Here is a 16855-nt window from a genome sequence, read left to right on the forward strand (position 1 = left end):
GAAGCGGCGTGGGAAAGAATTGTTTTTTGAATTACCACGCAAAAGCAGTCTGTCTACGACTGCTGGGGCGCAATTTAAACGCTTATAACGTTTTAAAGCAAGGCGGGATCGCAAAAGCAGATGATTATGCTAAGTCTTAATTTATATCCAGCTCTATTGACCATAATGAAGGAAAACATATGGCTAATCATGCGAACAAAAAAGCAGCGGACGTTCGTTAATTACGCAGCGGAAAATTGACTGCAAACGAAAATGACCAGCCGAAGCTGGTCATTGACAAGTTATGTTGACAGCGCGGCGGCTAGCCGCTTTTTTTGGCAATTAAACGTTCCGGCAGCAGGAAGCTAAACCGCGTGCCTTTGCCGGGCGTACTCTCAATATCCAGCCGGCTATCGTGATGATTGACCGCATGCTTGACGATCGCCAGCCCCAGGCCGCTGCCTCCGGTTTGCCGCGAGCGCGCTTTATCCACGCGATAGAAGCGCTCGGTGAGCCGCGGAATATGCTCGGGCGCAATCCCCGGGCCGTTATCCTCGACGCTAAACAGGGCGCCGTGCGGCGCTTTCTGCCAGCTGACGGTAACCTCCGTGCCCTCCGGAGTATGACTAATCGCGTTATACACCAGATTTGAGATCGCGCTGCGCAGTTGCTCTTCATTGCCGAGAACCTGCAAAGACTCGTCGACCACAAAGTGCAGGATATGCTTTTTCTGGCTAAGGGTTTGCGCCTCGCGCTCGACAACCCGCAGCATCGTCGGCACGTCGATTTTGTCGTTCATCGCCAGAACCGGGGCCGCTTCAATACGCGACAGCGTCAGCAGTTGTTTAACCAGCCCCTCCATGCGCTGGGTCTGCTCGCGCATGGTATGCAGAGCCTTTTCCCGCGTCACCCCTTCCAGCACCTGCTCCTGCATCATCTCCAGATACCCCTGCAGCACCGTTAGCGGCGTGCGCAGACTCGTGGCTGACGTTGGCAAAAAAGTTGCGCCGCGCCCCTTCAAGCTGGTGCATCTGCGTCACGTCGCGCGCCACCATCAGCATCTGCTTGTCGCTGTAGGGCATCACGCGGATTTCCAGATGGCGCGAGTTATTAAGGACCAGATTGAGCGGTTTGCTGAAGTCCTTGCTTTTTAGGTAGCTGGCGAATTCAGGGTAGCGCAGGAGGTTAAGGATGTTTTGTCCGCTGTCGTCCGGCCAGCGCAGATTGAGGATCTGCTGTGCGAGGCCGTTACACCAGAAGATCGCCCCCTCCTCCGTGGTTAGCACCACCGCGTCGGGCAACGACTCCGCTCCGCTGCGAAAGCGTTTGATCAGGCTGCCCAGCTCGCGCCGGCGCTTTTTATTACGCATCTGCATCTGATGGAGGCCGTACAGCAGCGGTTCCCAGCTGCCGCTTCCCGGCGGTGGCGTCATGCTGCGGTCTACCCACAGCCACCACGAAAGACGCAGTAAATTCCAGAAATGCCAGATAAGAAGTCCGGTCACCGCCGCCAGTAAAAACCACGGTAAATGACCAAATACCGCCCCGAGAATCAGGGCCGGGATACAACATAAGAAAAGCTCAAGCGCCAGCCTTTTCCATGACAGCCGTTCCAGCACGGTTCACACTCCTGTCGACATTCAGAAACGGGCGGAGAAACGATATCCCGTGCCGCGAACCGTTTGTACCATCCGGTCATGGCCACTCTGTTCCAGCGCTTTACGCAGACGGCGAATATGCACGTCTACCGTTCGGTCTTCTACATACACGTTAGTCCCCCAGACGTGATTCAGCAGCTGCTCGCGGCTGTATACGCGTTCCGGGTGGGTCATAAAGAAGTGCAATAGCTTAAACTCGGTCGGCCCCATATCCAGCGGGTTTTCGCCGGTCATCACGCGATGGGAGGAAGGATCGAGGCTCAGCCCCTGCATTTCAATCACCTCTTCCACCGCCATCGGGGAGATTCGCCGCATCACGGCTTTGATTCGCGCCACCAGCTCTTTCGGCGAGAAAGGCTTGGTGATGTAATCATCGGCGCCGGTCTCCAGGCCGCGAACGCGATCTTCCTCTTCACCGCGCGCGGTCAGCATCACGACCGGAATATCGCGGGTCATCGCCTCACGCTTAAGCTGCTTAATAAACTGCAGACCCGACCCGCCCGGCAGCATCCAGTCAAGGAGAATCAGATCGGGCCAGGGTTCATTGAGTTGGTTCACCGCGCTGTCAAAATCTTCCGCCTCGACGGGCTGAAAGCCGTTTTGCTCCAGAACAAAACAGACCATTTCGCGAATTGGAGCTTCATCTTCAACGACCAGAATTCTTCTCGCCATTATTTACCCTGTGTTTTTTAGCCATCAGTATAGAGTGCGGCGCCATTATGCGTCAGTTTTGTGACAGATTTATGAAAAAAAGGGGCGTATGACGATCGAGGATTTTGCATTGTGACACGCACTTAACTCCCTTTCCGTCAATGGTATACTGGCGGCAACGCTCTCAGGCTACGGAATATCTATGCGCATCATTCACACCTCTGACTGGCATCTCGGACAAAACTTTTACAGCAAAAGCCGCGCCGCTGAGCATGCGGCCTTTCTCGACTGGCTGCTGGCCAGCGCGCAGGAGCACGAGGTCGATGCCATTATCGTCGCCGGCGATATCTTTGATACCGGCTCGCCGCCGAGCTACGCCCGCGAGCTGTATAACCACTTCGTGGTTCAGCTTCAGCAAACCGGCTGTCGGCTGGTGGTGCTGGCGGGCAATCATGACTCGGTCGCCACGCTGAATGAATCGCGCGACATCCTGGCCTTTTTAAAAACCACGGTCGTGGCTAACGCCGGCCACGCCCCCTTCGTTCTGCCGCTGCGCGACGGCGCGCCGGGGGCGATATTCTGTCCGGTCCCGTTCCTGCGCCCCCGCGAGCTGGTCACCAGCCAGGCCGGGCACTCCAGCGGTGAAAAGCAGCAGCTGCTGCTCACCGCCATCAGCGACTACTATCAGCAGCAGTACCAGCAGGCCTGCGCCCTGCGCGGCGACCGATCGCTGCCGATTATCGCCAGCGGCCACCTGACCACCGTCGGCGCCAGCAAAAGCGACGCGGTGCGCGAGATCTATATCGGCACCCTCGACGCCTTCCCGGCCAGCCATTTTCCCCCTGCCGACTATATTGCGCTGGGCCATATCCACCGGGCGCAGATCGTCGGCGGCTGCGAGCATATCCGCTACAGCGGCTCGCCGATCTCCCTGAGCTTCGATGAGACCGGGAAAAATAAAAGCGTCAATCTGGTGACCTTTACCGACGGCCGTCTGACGGACGTAAGTCCGCTGGCGGTGCCGGTTGTCCAGCCGCTGGCGGTGCTAAAGGGCGATTTTGCCAGCATCTGCGAACAGCTTGACCGCTGGCAGGATAGCGCGGATCTGCCCGCCGCCTGGCTGGATATTGAAATCACCAGCGACGAATATCTGCACGATATCCAGCGCCAGATTCAGACCCGCTGCGAAACGCTGCCGGTGGAAGTGCTGCTGGTGCGCCGCAGCCGCGCCCAGCGCGAGCGCATCCTCGCCGGCGAACGGCGGGAAACCCTCAGCGAACTGCGGGTTGAGGAGGTTTTTGCCCGTCGCCTGGCGCTGGAGAGCCTCGAAGAGCCGCAGCAGCAGCGCCTCGAGCAGCTGTTTAACGAAACGCTGCACAGCCTGAACGGTGAGGAGCGCCTGTGAAAATTCTGAGCCTGCGCCTGAAAAACCTTAACTCGCTGAAAGGCGAGTGGAAAATCGATTTCACCGCCGAACCGTTCGCCAGCAACGGGCTGTTTGCAATCGTCGGGCCGACGGGGGCCGGGAAAACGACCCTGCTGGACGCCATTTGCCTCGCGCTGTACCACGAAACGCCGCGCCTGAGCAGCGTGTCGCAATCGCAAAACGATCTGATGACCCGCAATACCGCCGAATGCCTGGCTGAAGTTGAATTTGAGGTCAAAGGTATCGCCTACCGCGCCTTCTGGAGCCAGAACCGCGCGCGCAACCAGCCCGACGGCAACCTGCAGGCGCCCCGCGTCGAGCTGGCCCGCTGCGACGATGGGCAAATCCTCGCCGACAAAGTCAAAGACAAGCTGGAGATGACCGCCTCGCTCACCGGCCTCGATTACGGCCGCTTTACCCGCTCGATGCTCCTCTCCCAGGGCCAGTTCGCCGCCTTTCTTAACGCCAAACCCAAAGAGCGCGCCGAGCTGCTGGAGGAGCTCACCGGCACCGAAATTTACGGTCAGATCTCCGCCCAGGTGTTTGAAAAGCATAAACTCGCCCACAGCGAGCTGGAAAAACTGCAGGCCCAGGCCTCCGGCGTTGTGCTGTTAAGCGATGAGCAGCAGCAGGCGCTGGAACAAAGTTTGCAAGCACTTACTGCTGAAGAACAGCAGCGGCTCGCCGAGCAGGCACGCGAGCAAAATGCCCGACAATGGCTGCTGCGTCAGCAGGAGCTTAGCCGCGACGAGAGCCAGACCCAGGCGCGATTGCGCGAGGCGCAGCAGGCGCTGGAGCAGGCCCGACCGCAGCTTGCGGCGCTGCAGCAGGCGCTACCTGCCGATCGGTTGCGTCCGCTGTGGACCCGACAGCAGGAGCAGGACGCCGCGCTGGCGCAGACCCGCCGCCAGGTGGAAGAAGTAAATACTCGCTTACACGAACGGCTGCGTCTGCGGGCGGGCATTCGGCTCGCGGCGCAGCAGCAAACGAGCCAGCTGCAGCAGGCGCAGCAATCGCTCGCCGAATGGCTGAAGACCAACGACCGCTATCGTCAGTGGAGCAATGCCCTGGCAGGCTGGCGGGCGGCGTTCCAGCAGCAGGCGCGCGACGCACAGCAGCAGGCTACGCTTGAGCAGCGGCTGGCGGAAACCCGCCGTCGGCTCGGCGAACTGCCGCCGGCGGCGCTGGCGCTGGATGCCGATCGGCTGCGCGACGACCTTGCCCGCCACGCCGCCGCCCGCCCACAGCGTCAGCAGCTGGCAGCCCTGCATAGCGGCCTGCTGCCCCTGCGCCAGCGCCTCAATCAGCTGCAGACGGCGGAGCAGACCGGCCGCCAGGAGCAGGAGAAGCTCGAAACGACGCTGACCCAGCGCCGCCAGGCTTATAAAGATAAAAACCAGCAGCTCAGCGATGTAAAAGCCATTTGTGAGCTGGAGGCGCGGATTGCCGGACTGGAAGAGGAGCGCGCGCGCCTGCAGCCCGGTGCGCCCTGCCCGCTATGCGGCTCCTGCGAACACCCGGCGGTCGCCGAATATCGGGCGCTGACGCCCGGCGTTAATCAGGCCCGCCGCGAGGCGCTGGAGAGCGAGGTGAAACAGCTGGCGGAAGAAGGCGCTCAGCTGCGCGGCGAGCTGGATGCGCTGTTGAAACAAAAGCTTAAACAAAAAGAGGAGCAAGAATCGCTGTTCCAGCAGGAGCAAGCGCTTACCTCTCAGTGGCAGGCCGTCATCGGCGAACTGCGCATTGACCTGCAGCCGGAGGATGATATCCCCGGCTGGCTGGAGGCCCAGCAGGAGCGGGAGCAGCAGCTGTATCAGCATCAGCAGCGGCTGGCCTGGCAGACCCAGCAGCAGGAGTGCGAACTGCAGCTACAGCAGCTGCGGCAGGAGCTGGCGCAGCGTCATAGCGCCCTCAGCGACGAACTCGCGGTCTTTACCCTCAGCATGCCCGAAGCTGAACGGGCGGCGGCCTGGCTGGCCGAGCGCGAGGAGGAAACCCGCGGCTGGCAGGCCAAAAGTGACGAATCCGCCGCTCTGCAGGAGCGTCTGCAGCAGCTGATTCCCCTGCTGGAGACGCTGCCGGAGGCGCAAGAGGCGGTCCCGCCCGCGCCGCTTGAGGGCTGGCGTCAGGTGCACGACGACTGCCTGGCGCTACAGAGCCAGTGGCGCACCCTTGGCCAGCAGGAGAGCCAGCAGCAGCGGCTGCTGACAGAGAGCCAGGGCCGGTTCGCCGCCGCCCTCGCCGCCAGCCCGTTTGCCGACCAGCAGGCGTTTCTCGACGCCCTGCTCGATGAGGAGACCCGTCAGCGCCTGGAGCAGTTGAGGCAAACGCTGGAAAATACGCTCCAGCAAAATAGCGCGCTCGCCCTGCGGGCCGGCGAAGCGCTGGCGCAGCATCGACAGCAGCCGCCGGCGGAGGGCGACATCACCCGGCCGGTTGAAGAGATTGAGGCCCGTTTACGGCAGTTGGCCCTGCTGCTGCGGGAAAATAGCGCCCGCCAGGGGGAGATCCGCCAGCAGCTGAAGCAGAATGCCGAGAATCAGCAGCGCCAGCAGGCGCTGCAGCAGGAGATCGCGCTCGCCGCGCGGCAGCTGGAGGACTGGGCGTGGCTCAATTCGCTGATCGGCTCCAAAGAGGGCGATAAATTCCGTAAATTTGCCCAGGGGCTGACGCTGGATAACCTTGTCTGGCTGGCGAACCATCAGCTTAACCGCCTGCATGGCCGCTATCAGCTGCAGCGCAAGGCCAGCGAAGCGCTGGAGCTGGAGGTGGTTGATACCTGGCAGGCGGATGCGGTGCGCGATACCCGCACCCTCTCCGGCGGCGAAAGCTTCCTCGTCAGCCTTGCGCTGGCGCTGGCGCTATCCGATCTGGTGAGTCATAAAACGCGCATTGATTCGCTGTTCCTTGACGAAGGGTTCGGCACGCTCGACAGCGAAACGCTGGATACCGCGCTGGACGCGCTGGATGCCCTCAACGCCAGCGGCAAGGCGATCGGCGTGATTAGCCACGTCGAAGCGATGAAGGAGCGCATCCCCGTGCAGATCAAGGTGAAGAAAATCAACGGGCTGGGATACAGCCGTCTCGATAAGGCCTACGCGGTGGAGTAAGGGTCCGTCCGGCCTCCCGGCAGCGCGGCGCCGCCGGGAGGCCGGAATCGAGAGCCTCTCCTCAGCCGCCTACAGCGGCCACAGCCAGGCCGCGCCGCGCACGCCGCTGGAATCACCGTGCAGCGCTTTGCGGATCGGCGTTTCGCACTCGCCGCCAAACACCCACGGTTTCACCAGTGCGGGCACCGTCTGGTACAGGCGCTCGACGTTGCTCATGCCGCCGCCGAGCACGATCACGTCCGGGTCGAGGATATTCACCACATGAGCCAGCGACTTCGCCAGCCGCATCTCGTAGCGGCTCAGCGCCAGTTCCGCCAGCGGGTCCTGCTCGCTAACGCGCTGCACAATCTCACTGCCTTTTAGCGGCTGGCCGCCCAGTCGCCGGTAGTCGGTGGCAAAGCCGGTGCCGGAGATAAAGGTTTCGATACACCCCTGCTTTCCGCAGTAGCACGGGACCTCCGCGCGATAGCGCAGCTCGTCCTCGTCCATCCACGGCAGCGGGTTATGCCCCCACTCGCCGGCGGCGCCGTTGCCGCCAATGTGCGAACGACCGTTAAACGCGACTCCGGCGCCGCAGCCGGTACCGATAATCACCGCGAATACGGTCTGCGCGCCCGCCGCGGCACCGTCCACCGCTTCCGAAACCGCCAGGCAGTTGGCATCGTTCGCCAGCCGCACTTCGCGATTCAGCCTCTGACTCAGGTCTTTATCAAACGGCTGGCCGTTGAGCCAGGTGGAATTGGCATTTTTTACCACGCCGGTATATGGCGAAATCGAACCGGGGATCCCCATTCCAACGCTGCCGCGCTCTCCGGTCGCCTGCTCTGCCATATCGACCAGGGTGGCAATATTCTCTATCGTTTGCCGGTAATCATCCCGCGGAGTCGGCAAACGGTGGCGAAACAGCTGCTCTCCCTTATCGCTCAGGGCGATGACTTCCGTTTTCGTGCCGCCTAAATCAATACCAATACGCACTGTAAGCTCCTCTCCCCGATTAACAATGCAAGCATAGCGACAATTCGCTATCATGCCCGCTGGATTTAACGATAAAGCCGTGGAAATTATCATGCTGTGGTTCAAAAATTTAATGGTTTACCGTCTCAGCCGCGACATTTCCCTGCGCGCCGAGGAGATGGAAAAACAGCTGGCCGAGCTGACGTTTACGCCCTGTGGTAGCCAGGATATGGCAAAAACCGGTTGGGTGTCGCCGATGGGATCGCACAGCGACGCGCTGACGCACACGACAAACGGCCAGATCGTTATCTGCGCGCGCAAAGAAGAAAAGATCCTGCCGTCGCCGGTGATCAAACAGGCGCTGGAAGCGAAGATCTTCAAGCTGGAAGCCGAACAGGGCCGTAAGCTGAAGAAAACCGAAAAAGATTCGCTAAAAGACGAAGTGCTGCACTCGCTGCTGCCGCGCGCTTTCAGCCGCTTCAGCCAGACCATGATGTGGATCGACACCGTCAACGGCCTGATCATGGTGGACTGCGCCAGCGCCAAAAAAGCGGAAGATACGCTGGCTCTGCTGCGCAAAACCTTAGGATCGCTGCCGGTTGTCCCGCTGGCGCTGGAAAACCCGATCGAGCTGACGCTCACCGAATGGGTACGCTCCGGCACCGTGGCGCAGGGCTTCCAGTCTGCTGGATGAAGCCGAGCTGAAGGCCATGCTGGAAGACGGCGGCGTGATCCGCGCGAAGAAGCAGGATCTGGTCAGCGACGAAATCGCCGTGCACATTGAAGCCGGGAAGGTCGTCACCAAGCTGGCCCTCGACTGGCAGCAGCGCATTCAGTTCCTGATGTGCGACGATGGCTCAATCAAGCGCCTGAAGTTCTGTGACGAACTGCGCGATCAGAACGAAGATATCGATCGGGAAGATTTTGCCCAGCGCTTTGACGCCGACTTTATTCTGATGACCGGCGAACTGGCCGCGCTGATTCAGAATCTGGTGGAAGGCTTGGGCGGAGAAGCCCAGCGCTAATCAGCTGAATGAGATCCGCAAAATCAATCGATTACACGGATCGTCATCCTGCCGCGCGGCGGCAGGATGGCAGAATCTGAATTACAGATAGCGGCACAGATAGGACGTTGGCTCAGCAACCTGCAGATGGAACTCGCTGCTGCCAGGAACGTTGAATACTTCACCGGCGGCATACACTTTCCACTCGGTTTCCCCAGGCAGCAGAACGTTCAGCGCCCCGCTGACCACGGTCATCTCTTCCGGCTGTGCGGTTCCAAAGGTATATTCCCCTTCCGCCATCACGCCCACGCTCGCGCGGCCAGTACTGCTGCTGGTGAAACCGATCGATTTCACTTTTCCATCGAAGTATTCATTACTTTGAAGCATAAACAAGCCCTTATGATCTTTTGTTGAAACCTCAATATAGGGGGCGCTCCTCGTTTCTGTCACGTAAAATTAACGCGTAATGCCTGGCCTGTGACGCGGGACGACCGCGCCGGTGGCGTTTGCCCGCCGGTCAGGACTCATCGAAATACCCGCGGCCGCAAAGCGGCTTAAACCAAAAGCTCTGCCGCCAGCCGCGAAACCAGCACGTTAGACAGCAGAACCGGCACGTCCAGCGCTTTTTGCAGCACGTCCCGATGGTGCTGATGGTAGCCGAGGCAATCCAGCACCAGCACGTCGGCGCCCTGTTCCAGCAGCGCCCTTCCGGCATCGAGCAAATCGCTATCGCTGCCGCTAACCGGATTCGCCAGCGCGTAGTACGGCGCGCTGTTCAGCGAGAGCCATTTTTGCTGCTGCAATGGCAGCGCGTCCGCGACGGGAACGATGACTCCCACCTGATGACCGTCGACAATCGACGCCACCAGCGGCGGGATAATCCGCTGCGGCTCCAGCAGAATGGCGTTGCGCGCCGTAAAGCCGCTGAGCATATCGGAGCTCAACAGCAGGATGACGTCATACTCCTGCCGGTCGAGCAGCGCGATAAGGTGCTTTAAATCACGTTCAATCTTCCACCGCGAGACCTCGGCCATCCGGTTGTCATTCAGTAAGGTAAGCAGGCGCTCGTCGTCGGGGTCAACGGCATAATCCTCCATCACCTCTTCGCGCGTCATTTTACCTAACAGGCTAATATGCGTGATCTGCTCTTCCCTGATATGTTCGGTTAAAAGCGGCAGAACTTCCGCCACCGGCACCACGCCAACGGTTAAAATGGCCATCGTTGTACTCATATCATCTACCTTTTCACTTCCACGCCTTCAGCACAGGCTTACCGCATAATATCCGCCCCCTCGCTGGCTAAAAATCAACCGTCCAGAAGCGTAGCAGCTCAGCGCGCCAGTAGAGTGTAAAGATTGCCGATGCTTCAGGGACCCTCCTGAAAAATCCGCACCTTAGATATTCATTAGTATGCGTGATGAATTAAAAATGTGACGGACATCCTGTTTTATCCTCCGGCTGAGAAAAACAGATCGGCGCGCGGGGGCGTAAATCAGCGGGGGATCGCAATCCTGAGCGGGGGCAAAAATACCTGCCAGCGGTTGCGCTGACAGGCGATAGCGCAGAAGAAGGGTTACGATTTGTCAGGATCCTCATAGCGCCGTTTGGCATCCAGCGCTTCGCTCTCGACGGGATGTTCGCTAATCAGTGAATCGGGAGTGGGATAATCGGCGCGGAGTTGGTACCAAGTCTCGGTCTGGCCCTTTTGGCCTTTCTCAACGGCGACAACGCGCGCTTTTCGCGGATATGGCGGTCGGTCTGGCATAGCTCTTCCCTCTTTTACCGTACGAACCACAAAGTATAGAGAGCCGCGCTCTGTTTACCCCAGGTAAAGTCCTAACTCGCTTCGCTACTCGCCGCTTTCGCCACTCCGGCAGGATTAGTAAGTATCCTCCGGCAGAGCCGGAGGCTTTAGGGTGAGCGCCTCAAAGGCGCCGACAAACCATGAGCCGCCCAGGGCGGCTGCTATACGTTCAGTTTCATTTGATCGTATCGTTCGTCTTCTCTCTCCTGGTTGCGTATGTACGCCCTGACCGTGGCTTCATCCAAACCAACGGTTGAAACGAAATAACCTCGAGCCCAGAAAACTTCACCGGTGAAGTTTTTACCTCTGCCGAAGTGTCGTGCTATCGCTATCGCACTTTTTCCCTTCAGATAGCCGACTACTGTCGATACCGAGTACTTTGGCGGTATGCTGATGCACATGTGGACATGATCGCGCATCAGATGCCCCTCCAGAATCTGACAGCCCTTCTGGCTCGCAAGCTCGTGGAATATTTTTCCCAACTCATGCCGCAGCGCACCATATAACCGCTGCTTCCGGCGTTTAGGGATATAAACCACGTGATATTTACAGTCCCATTTCGTATGGCTTAAGCTCTGATAGTCTCTCATCACGAATCCTCATCTCTTGGCGGAGATTTCAGATTCGCGCGACTGACTTAAAGGTCAAACCTTTCGGAGTCCCCCGGCAAAGCCGGGGGTTTACCGGATTTAATTATCGACCGTACAGGCGCTCTGCAGCGCCGCCACGATCTGTCCGACGACCTCATCCGGCCCGGCGCTCGCATCGATAATATGGTGCGCGGTATCCCGGTACAACGCCTCTCTTTGCGCCAGCACTTCACCCACTTCATCGCGAATCGGTTTGCCGGTCAGCGTCGGACGCTGTTCGGTTTTTGGATAGGCTTCCAGGCGGTCAATCAGCGCGGATACCGAGGCCTGGAGATAGAAAACCACGCCGTTTGCCCGCATAAACTGACGGTTCTCTTCGACGAGCACGATGCCGCCGCCGGTCGCAATAACCGTTCCCGGCTGGGTGACCGCTTTTAGTGCCTGCGACTCCAGCTCACGAAAGCGATCCCAGCCCTCCTGCGCGACGATCGTCGCGACCGTGCGCTGCTCATGCGCCTGCAGGGCATGATCGGTATCGGTAAACTGGTAATTACGCGCCCGCGCCAGCGCGTGGCCGATCGTCGTTTTACCGCAGCCGCGTGGACCGATGAGATAGATTGGCTGTGTCATTACCGAAGACCCTCTGGTTCCGCATTTTGCGGGAAAATGAATACGAAAAATGAGCAATGATACCTGCGAAGCGGTGCCACGATAACCGTAAAATAAACGTTACAAATCATCAGGCACTCCCTTTCATCACAGAGAACAAAGGGATTTTGCATGTAAACTTATCATTGCATTAAATGTTGTGCCAGATTTACCTCGGCTCAGGGATTATTTTTTAGCCGCTGGCTGGCGTAAACGGTAACACATTTATGCAAAGCTTTACGCTGCAACATATTTACAACATGGGCGCGCCGGACGCACTCTGACCGTAATTTATCAGTGTGACAGAGGAATGTACCATGCAATCTGAAGAACAACGCCTTATTGATGGGCTGTTTTCCCGACTCAAAGAGGCCGGGACGCAGAGCGCCTCGCGCGATGCCAGCGCCGAGGAGCGGATTGCGCAGCACATCAAGGAGCAGCCGGCCGCCCCCTACTACATGGCGCAAACGATCCTGATTCAGGAAGCGGCGATTAAGCAGCTCAACGATCGTATCCAGGCGCTGGAAGGCCAGGTAACGCAGACTGCAGGCGGCAAAACCGAGCAGCGGCGGATTTCTCGCCGGCCTGTTCGGCGGCGGCCAGCCGCAGCCGCAGTCGCGCGGCTCCGACCCTATTCCGGGCGCGGAGCAGTACGGTCGCGGGCAGCCGCAGTATGCCCCGCCAACGCAGCAGCAGAGCTACGCGCCTCAGGCGGCTCGCGGCGGCGGCTTTATGGCCGGCGCGCTCCAGACCGCCGCTGGCGTGGCGGGAGGCGTGGTGCTCGGCAACATGCTGACCAATATGTTCAGCGGTTCGCATCCGCAGGAGATCGTCAATATCATCGAAGAGCAGCCGCAGGCTGACTTCGCGCAGGCGACGAACAGCGGCGCGTCGGACGATCCCTTCCGCCAGGACGACAATCAGTTCTTTGCGGATAACACCTACAGCTCCGACTTCGACGCCGGCTTCGGCGATGACGACATCGGCAGCGACGACGATAGCTGGGTTTAGGCTACCGACCCTTCGTCTCCGTCAGCCACTTCTCCAGCGCGGCGGCAAACTGCTGCCGGTCGCGCTGCGACAGGGAATCCGGGCCGCCGGTTTGCACGCCGCTGGCCCGCATCGTCTCCATAAAATCACGCATCGTCAGGCGCTCGCGAATGGTGGCCTCGCTGTAGCGTTCGCCGCGCGGATTGAGCGCCGCGCCGCCTTTGGCCAGCACTTCGGCGGCCAGCGGAATATCGGCGGTAATGACCAGATCGCCCGGCTCGCACAGGCGCACGATTTCGTTATCGGCAACATCAAAGCCCTGCGGCACGCGCAGGGTACGAATAACGCGCGACGGCGGCACCCGCAGCGCCTGGTTCGCCACCAGCGTCATCGGCGTTTGCGTGCGCTCGGCGGCGCGAAACAAAATCTCTTTAATCACGTTTGGACAGGCGTCCGCATCAACCCAAATGGCCATTCCAGCTCCTGTTGACGAAAAAGGGGCTATTATTGTCACCTGCTTTTGTCCCCCGGGAAAGCTCCGGAGTGATAAGCTAGATAGCTCACGACAAAACAGGCACAGGAGAAGGGTGATGGAGAAGAAAATTGGCTTTATCGGCTGCGGTAATATGGGAAAGGCCATTCTCGGCGGCCTGATCGCCAGCGGACAGGTTCAGCCGGGTCAAATTTGGGTCTACACCCCGTCGCCGGATAAAGTGGCGGCCCTACGCGACCAGTACGGTATCAACGCGGCGCAGAGCGCCCAGGACGTTGCGCAGATCGCGGATATTGTGTTCGGCGCCGTGAAGCCGGGGATCATGGTTAAAGTGCTGAGCGACGTCGCCTCCAGCCTGAATAAAGATTCTCTGGTGGTCTCCATCGCGGCGGGCGTCACCCTCGATCAGCTCGCGCGCGCGCTGGGACACGATCGCAAGATCGTCCGCGCCATGCCCAACACCCCCTCACTGGTCAACGCGGGCATGACCTCGGTCACGCCGAACGCGCTGGTTACCAGCGAAGAGACCGCTGAAATTCTGACCATTTTCCGCTGCTTTGGGCAGGCTGAGATTATCGCTGAGGCGATGATCCATCCGGTAGTCGGCGTCAGCGGCTCGGCGCCGGCCTACGTATTTATGTTTATTGAAGCGATGGCTGACGCCGCCGTACTCGGCGGAATGCCGCGCGCTCAGGCCTATAAGTTTGCCGCCCAGGCGGTAATGGGCTCGGCTAAAATGGTGCTGGAAAGCGGAGAGCATCCGGGCGCGCTGAAGGATATGGTGTGCTCGCCGGGCGGAACCACTATCGAGGCGGTTCGGGTACTGGAAGAGAAAGGTTTCCGTTCAGCGGTGATCGAAGCGATGGTGAAATGCATGGAAAAATCAGAGAAGCTCAGCCGCTCCTGAAACCCGGCATAATCGCGGGTGAGGCCAGGCCTCACCCGTTTCCACTATCCCTGTTTTTTCAGGCAGGCGCTCATAAATTTCTTACGATCGTCCCCTTTCAGCGACTGCTGGGTCGCCTGGCCGTTACACTCGCCCATTTTCTGCTGCTGAGGCGTTAATCCTTTGCTCTCCGAAGCCGGAGCACCTTTCTTCAAACAGCTGCTCATGAACGCTTTGCGCTCGTCCCCTTTCAGCGCTTTCGCCGATGCGTCTTTGTTACAGACCGTCATTTTTTGCTGCTGGGGGGTCGGCGTTTTTTCCGCGGCACTCGCCGCCGTGACAAAGACCAAACCAAACAATAGGGCTACAGGTAATATTATTTTCATTGCACCATCCTTTTGTGAGTCAATCCCTGTAAGTCTGGTCGCTGCCGACAAAAAAACCAGCCGGCGGCAGAAATTCGCCACCGGCACAGGCTTATTTCAGACCCAGGGCATCTTTCATGGTATAGAACAGATCGGTCTGATCGGTTAAACCTACCACGTTGGCGGCGTGCGGGCCATAGGCGGCGATGCGCAGCTGCGTACCGGTATGCTCCATCGACTCGCCCTCGGAGTTACCGTAGCTCATCACCATCACCGAACCGTCTTTCGTGGTCAGCGCCTGAGTCAGGCCCGGGGCTTTAGAATCAGCGGGGATAATCTGGCTGGAGTGCGCGTGGTCGGCGGTCACCACCACCAGGGTGTTGCCGTCTTTTTTGGCGAACTCCAGCGCTTTTTGCACCGCTTCGTCAAGATCGACGGTTTCGCCAATCTGGCCGCACGGGTTCGCCGCGTGATCCTGTTTGTCGATGGAGGCCCCTTCAACCTGCAGGAAGAAGCCCTTCTCATTGCTGCTCAGCAGGCTGATGGCTTTATCCGTCATCTGCGCCAGCGTCGGCACCGAGGCGTCGCGCTTCGCGTTCACCGTGCAGGTCACCGCCGGCTGGTCGATATTGCCATGCAGGGAAGCTTTAGGCCCTTCCCAGCGTACCGGCATATTACCGTCAGAAAAGAGCCCCAGCAGCGGTTTGCCCTGGTTGGCTTCGCCGACCGCGGCCAGCGAAGCGGCGTCGGTGACAATCTGGTAGCCGCGGGCGAGCGCCTGCTCATGCAGCGTTTTGCCCTGCCATTCGCCGGCGGTGGCGGTTTCGGCGAAGGTTTTTGCCCCGCCGCCAAGAGTTACGTCGGCGCGGGCGTTCAGCAGCTGCTCGGTAATTGAACCCTTGCCGCCTTTTTCCAGCGCGTTGCCCGGACATTTTTCGCTGGTGACGCTGGGGCCGTAGCATTTACGTGAAGTCACGTGCGCCACCAGCGCGGCGGGCGTGGCGTCCTGCAGTTCGGCGGTAGAGACGTTGCCGGTAGCAAAGCCGGCGGCTTTCGCCAGCTCAAGAATGGTCTGATGATCTTTTTCGTGGATATCGACGCCCAGCGCGCCGTTATAGCTTTTGACGCCGGTGGTCCACGCCGTCGCGGAGGCGGCGGAGTCGGTCACATAATCCGGTTTGCCGGTTTTCTTATCCAGAGAATAATGGGTGTACTGACCGGTTAGCGGCAGCGCATCAATACCTTTGAAGAAGCCGCCCGCGCCTTCGGCATAATTGCGCGCGGCGGTAATTTCTGAATCCCCCATTCCGTCACCAATCAGCAAAATAATATTCTTCGCTGGCTTGTTGATTAATGAGGCCTGTAATGCGGCAGTTTGGTCGCCGCTTAAACGACGCGCGCCGCCGGGAACGGTGATATCTCCCTGAGCGGCACGATTATCCAGAGCCGGGGCGGACGGGGTATCAGCATGAATAACCGGGGATGCCAGCAGAGGCAGCAGGGCAATAAAGAGGGCGCTTAATTTCACTTTTGTCGTCTCCATGTAAAAATACTTAAAAAACAAAACGAGGGAGACTTTATAAAAGCGATGTGACAGTAAAATGACAGCATCCATGCCTTGTCACTGGCGTTAGCTACGAGGATGCCGCAACAGCTTTTTTATATATTGCTGCAGCCGCCGGGCATCGCGCTCATCGACCAGCGGACCCGGGCTGGCCTGCTCGATAGCCTGTTCAATATCGTGAATTAACGCCTGCTGCGCGTCCTGCGCCATATGCCTCAGCAGCGCCGTGACCACCACTTCCAGCGCCTCAACCTGCACCGTCAGCTCCTTTGTTTCCTCTTCCTTTTGCGCCAGATTGACCAGCAGCTCGGCAATGAGATTCTTCACAACGCTTTATCCTTAGGCGAGGTCAGTGAGTTATTCTTTATGTCATAGATTCATCAACAGATACCAGACTTATTTTCTAAAAATGCCGGCTGATTATCATCGATAATAAGCGAAACGTCTGCGCGATTAAAAAACAAACAGCAAAAGCAACCACCATAAATAACGGGCAAAGAGAATTCTATAACCAATTTTAATAGTAAATAATAAAATGATATAGCCATCGTATTTCCGTAATAAGCAAAACGCATCACGCTAATAGAATTGACGAGCTGGCTAATACGCGGTTTTACGTCGATACGCAAAGTAATAATACCCGGCGCCGCTGGGCCGGCATCATAACAAAGAGTCATGAAAGCAGCGCGGCGAGGAGTCAATACGGCGATATGCGCGCGCATACCGCCCGGGT

15 protein-coding genes and 3 pseudogenes are annotated in these 16855 nt (G+C 58.8%); 5 read left to right on the plus strand and 13 right to left on the minus strand.

The annotated features are described in order from the left end of the window. Nucleotides 1-301 precede the first annotated feature (301 nt). Nucleotides 302-1598 (minus strand): annotated as a pseudogene (phoR, locus tag ABOC21_RS19160) (phosphate regulon sensor histidine kinase PhoR). Nucleotides 1599-1619: 21 nt separating this feature from the next. Then, on the minus strand, nt 1620-2309 hold the full coding sequence (gene phoB, locus ABOC21_RS19165; protein ID WP_133596364.1) for a phosphate response regulator transcription factor PhoB: 690 nt from the start codon (nt 2307-2309) through the stop codon (nt 1620-1622). 181 nt (nt 2310-2490) lie between these two features. Here phoB and sbcD point away from each other — a divergent pair, with 181 nt between their 5' ends. After that, nucleotides 2491-3693, plus strand: coding sequence for an exonuclease subunit SbcD (gene sbcD / locus ABOC21_RS19170; protein WP_426812901.1), 1203 nt, complete (start codon nt 2491-2493; stop codon nt 3691-3693). After that, nucleotides 3690-6824: an exonuclease subunit SbcC gene (gene sbcC / locus ABOC21_RS19175; RefSeq protein WP_426812902.1), complete on the plus strand. Its 3135-nt coding sequence runs from the start codon at nt 3690-3692 to the stop codon at nt 6822-6824. Before sbcD ends, sbcC begins: the two co-directional genes overlap by 4 nt. Before the next feature lie 69 nt (nt 6825-6893). Here sbcC and mak read toward each other — a convergent pair whose 3' ends face one another. Beyond that, entirely contained in the window at nt 6894-7799 is a 906-nt protein-coding gene (gene mak, locus ABOC21_RS19180) for a fructokinase (RefSeq protein WP_426812903.1), read from the minus strand. Between the two features lie 91 nt (nt 7800-7890). Here mak and rdgC point away from each other — a divergent pair. Next, nucleotides 7891-8803: pseudogene (gene rdgC / locus ABOC21_RS19185) on the plus strand (recombination-associated protein RdgC). An 81-nt stretch (nt 8804-8884) separates the two neighbouring features. Here rdgC and ppnP read toward each other — a convergent pair. The 5 genes from ppnP to aroL form a co-directional block, all read right to left on the minus strand. Continuing rightward, the gene (gene ppnP, locus ABOC21_RS19190) at nt 8885-9169 is read right to left on the minus strand and encodes a pyrimidine/purine nucleoside phosphorylase (RefSeq protein WP_095094295.1); all 285 of its coding nucleotides are present in this window, start codon (nt 9167-9169) and stop codon (nt 8885-8887) included. 167 nt (nt 9170-9336) lie between these two features. Continuing rightward, entirely contained in the window at nt 9337-10014 is a 678-nt protein-coding gene (locus ABOC21_RS19195) for an AroM family protein (RefSeq protein ID WP_426812904.1), read from the minus strand. Between the two features lie 341 nt (nt 10015-10355). Continuing rightward, nucleotides 10356-10547 carry a YaiA family protein gene (locus tag ABOC21_RS19200; protein WP_426812905.1) on the minus strand — a complete coding sequence of 64 codons (192 nt, stop codon included), beginning with the start codon at nt 10545-10547 and terminating at the stop codon, nt 10356-10358. Between the two features lie 200 nt (nt 10548-10747). Next, nucleotides 10748-11176, minus strand: coding sequence for an IS200/IS605 family transposase (gene tnpA, locus ABOC21_RS19205; protein WP_426812394.1), 429 nt, complete (start codon nt 11174-11176; stop codon nt 10748-10750). Nucleotides 11177-11275: 99 nt separating this feature from the next. Continuing rightward, nucleotides 11276-11806, minus strand: coding sequence for a shikimate kinase AroL (gene aroL, locus ABOC21_RS19210; protein ID WP_426812906.1), 531 nt, complete (start codon nt 11804-11806; stop codon nt 11276-11278). Nucleotides 11807-12141: 335 nt separating this feature from the next. Between aroL and ABOC21_RS19215 the strand changes: the two are divergent. After that, nucleotides 12142-12835, plus strand: a pseudogene (locus ABOC21_RS19215) (DUF2076 domain-containing protein). A gap of 1 nt (nt 12836) precedes the next feature. Here the strand turns inward: ABOC21_RS19215 and ABOC21_RS19220 are convergent. Next, nucleotides 12837-13289, minus strand: coding sequence for a YaiI/YqxD family protein (locus tag ABOC21_RS19220; RefSeq protein WP_426812907.1), 453 nt, complete (start codon nt 13287-13289; stop codon nt 12837-12839). Nucleotides 13290-13404: 115 nt separating this feature from the next. Here ABOC21_RS19220 and proC point away from each other — a divergent pair, with 115 nt between their 5' ends. Further along, nucleotides 13405-14214, plus strand: coding sequence for a pyrroline-5-carboxylate reductase (gene proC, locus ABOC21_RS19225; protein WP_426812908.1), 810 nt, complete (start codon nt 13405-13407; stop codon nt 14212-14214). A gap of 44 nt (nt 14215-14258) precedes the next feature. On the opposite strand, the gene psiF is transcribed toward proC, so the two are convergent. The 4 genes from psiF to ABOC21_RS19245 all read right to left on the minus strand — a co-directional run bounded on the left by psiF (nt 14259) and on the right by ABOC21_RS19245 (nt 16844). Beyond that, nucleotides 14259-14579 carry a phosphate starvation-inducible protein PsiF gene (gene psiF, locus ABOC21_RS19230; protein WP_426815537.1) on the minus strand — a complete coding sequence of 107 codons (321 nt, stop codon included), beginning with the start codon at nt 14577-14579 and terminating at the stop codon, nt 14259-14261. A gap of 91 nt (nt 14580-14670) precedes the next feature. Beyond that, nucleotides 14671-16101, minus strand: a complete 1431-nt coding sequence (gene phoA / locus ABOC21_RS19235; protein WP_426812909.1) for an alkaline phosphatase — start codon at nt 16099-16101, stop codon at nt 14671-14673. An 87-nt stretch (nt 16102-16188) separates the two neighbouring features. After that, nucleotides 16189-16449, minus strand: a complete 261-nt coding sequence (gene iraP, locus ABOC21_RS19240) for an anti-adapter protein IraP (protein ID WP_426812910.1) — start codon at nt 16447-16449, stop codon at nt 16189-16191. 53 nt (nt 16450-16502) lie between these two features. Continuing rightward, entirely contained in the window at nt 16503-16844 is a 342-nt protein-coding gene (locus tag ABOC21_RS19245) for a hypothetical protein (protein WP_426812911.1), read from the minus strand. Nucleotides 16845-16855 lie beyond the last annotated feature (11 nt).

This window comes from Klebsiella sp. WOUb02, assembly GCF_050058015.1.
Lineage (GTDB): Bacteria > Pseudomonadota > Gammaproteobacteria > Enterobacterales > Enterobacteriaceae > Klebsiella.

Excerpts from the sequence above, each read along its gene's own strand:
- phoB (WP_133596364.1), bottom strand. The coding sequence starts at position 2,309 with ATGGCGAGAAGAATTCTGGTCGTTGAAGATGAAGCTCCAATTCGCGAA.
- sbcD (WP_426812901.1), top strand. The coding sequence starts at position 2,491 with ATGCGCATCATTCACACCTCTGACTGGCATCTCGGACAAAACTTTTAC.
- ppnP (WP_095094295.1), bottom strand. The coding sequence starts at position 9,169 with ATGCTTCAAAGTAATGAATACTTCGATGGAAAAGTGAAATCGATCGGT.
- ABOC21_RS19195 (WP_426812904.1), bottom strand. The coding sequence starts at position 10,014 with ATGAGTACAACGATGGCCATTTTAACCGTTGGCGTGGTGCCGGTGGCG.
- ABOC21_RS19200 (WP_426812905.1), bottom strand. The coding sequence starts at position 10,547 with ATGCCAGACCGACCGCCATATCCGCGAAAAGCGCGCGTTGTCGCCGTT.
- tnpA (WP_426812394.1), bottom strand. The coding sequence starts at position 11,176 with ATGAGAGACTATCAGAGCTTAAGCCATACGAAATGGGACTGTAAATAT.
- aroL (WP_426812906.1), bottom strand. The coding sequence starts at position 11,806 with ATGACACAGCCAATCTATCTCATCGGTCCACGCGGCTGCGGTAAAACG.
- ABOC21_RS19220 (WP_426812907.1), bottom strand. The coding sequence starts at position 13,289 with ATGGCCATTTGGGTTGATGCGGACGCCTGTCCAAACGTGATTAAAGAG.
- proC (WP_426812908.1), top strand. The coding sequence starts at position 13,405 with ATGGAGAAGAAAATTGGCTTTATCGGCTGCGGTAATATGGGAAAGGCC.
- psiF (WP_426815537.1), bottom strand. The coding sequence starts at position 14,579 with ATGAAAATAATATTACCTGTAGCCCTATTGTTTGGTTTGGTCTTTGTC.
- phoA (WP_426812909.1), bottom strand. The coding sequence starts at position 16,101 with ATGGAGACGACAAAAGTGAAATTAAGCGCCCTCTTTATTGCCCTGCTG.
- ABOC21_RS19245 (WP_426812911.1), bottom strand. The coding sequence starts at position 16,844 with ATGCGCGCGCATATCGCCGTATTGACTCCTCGCCGCGCTGCTTTCATG.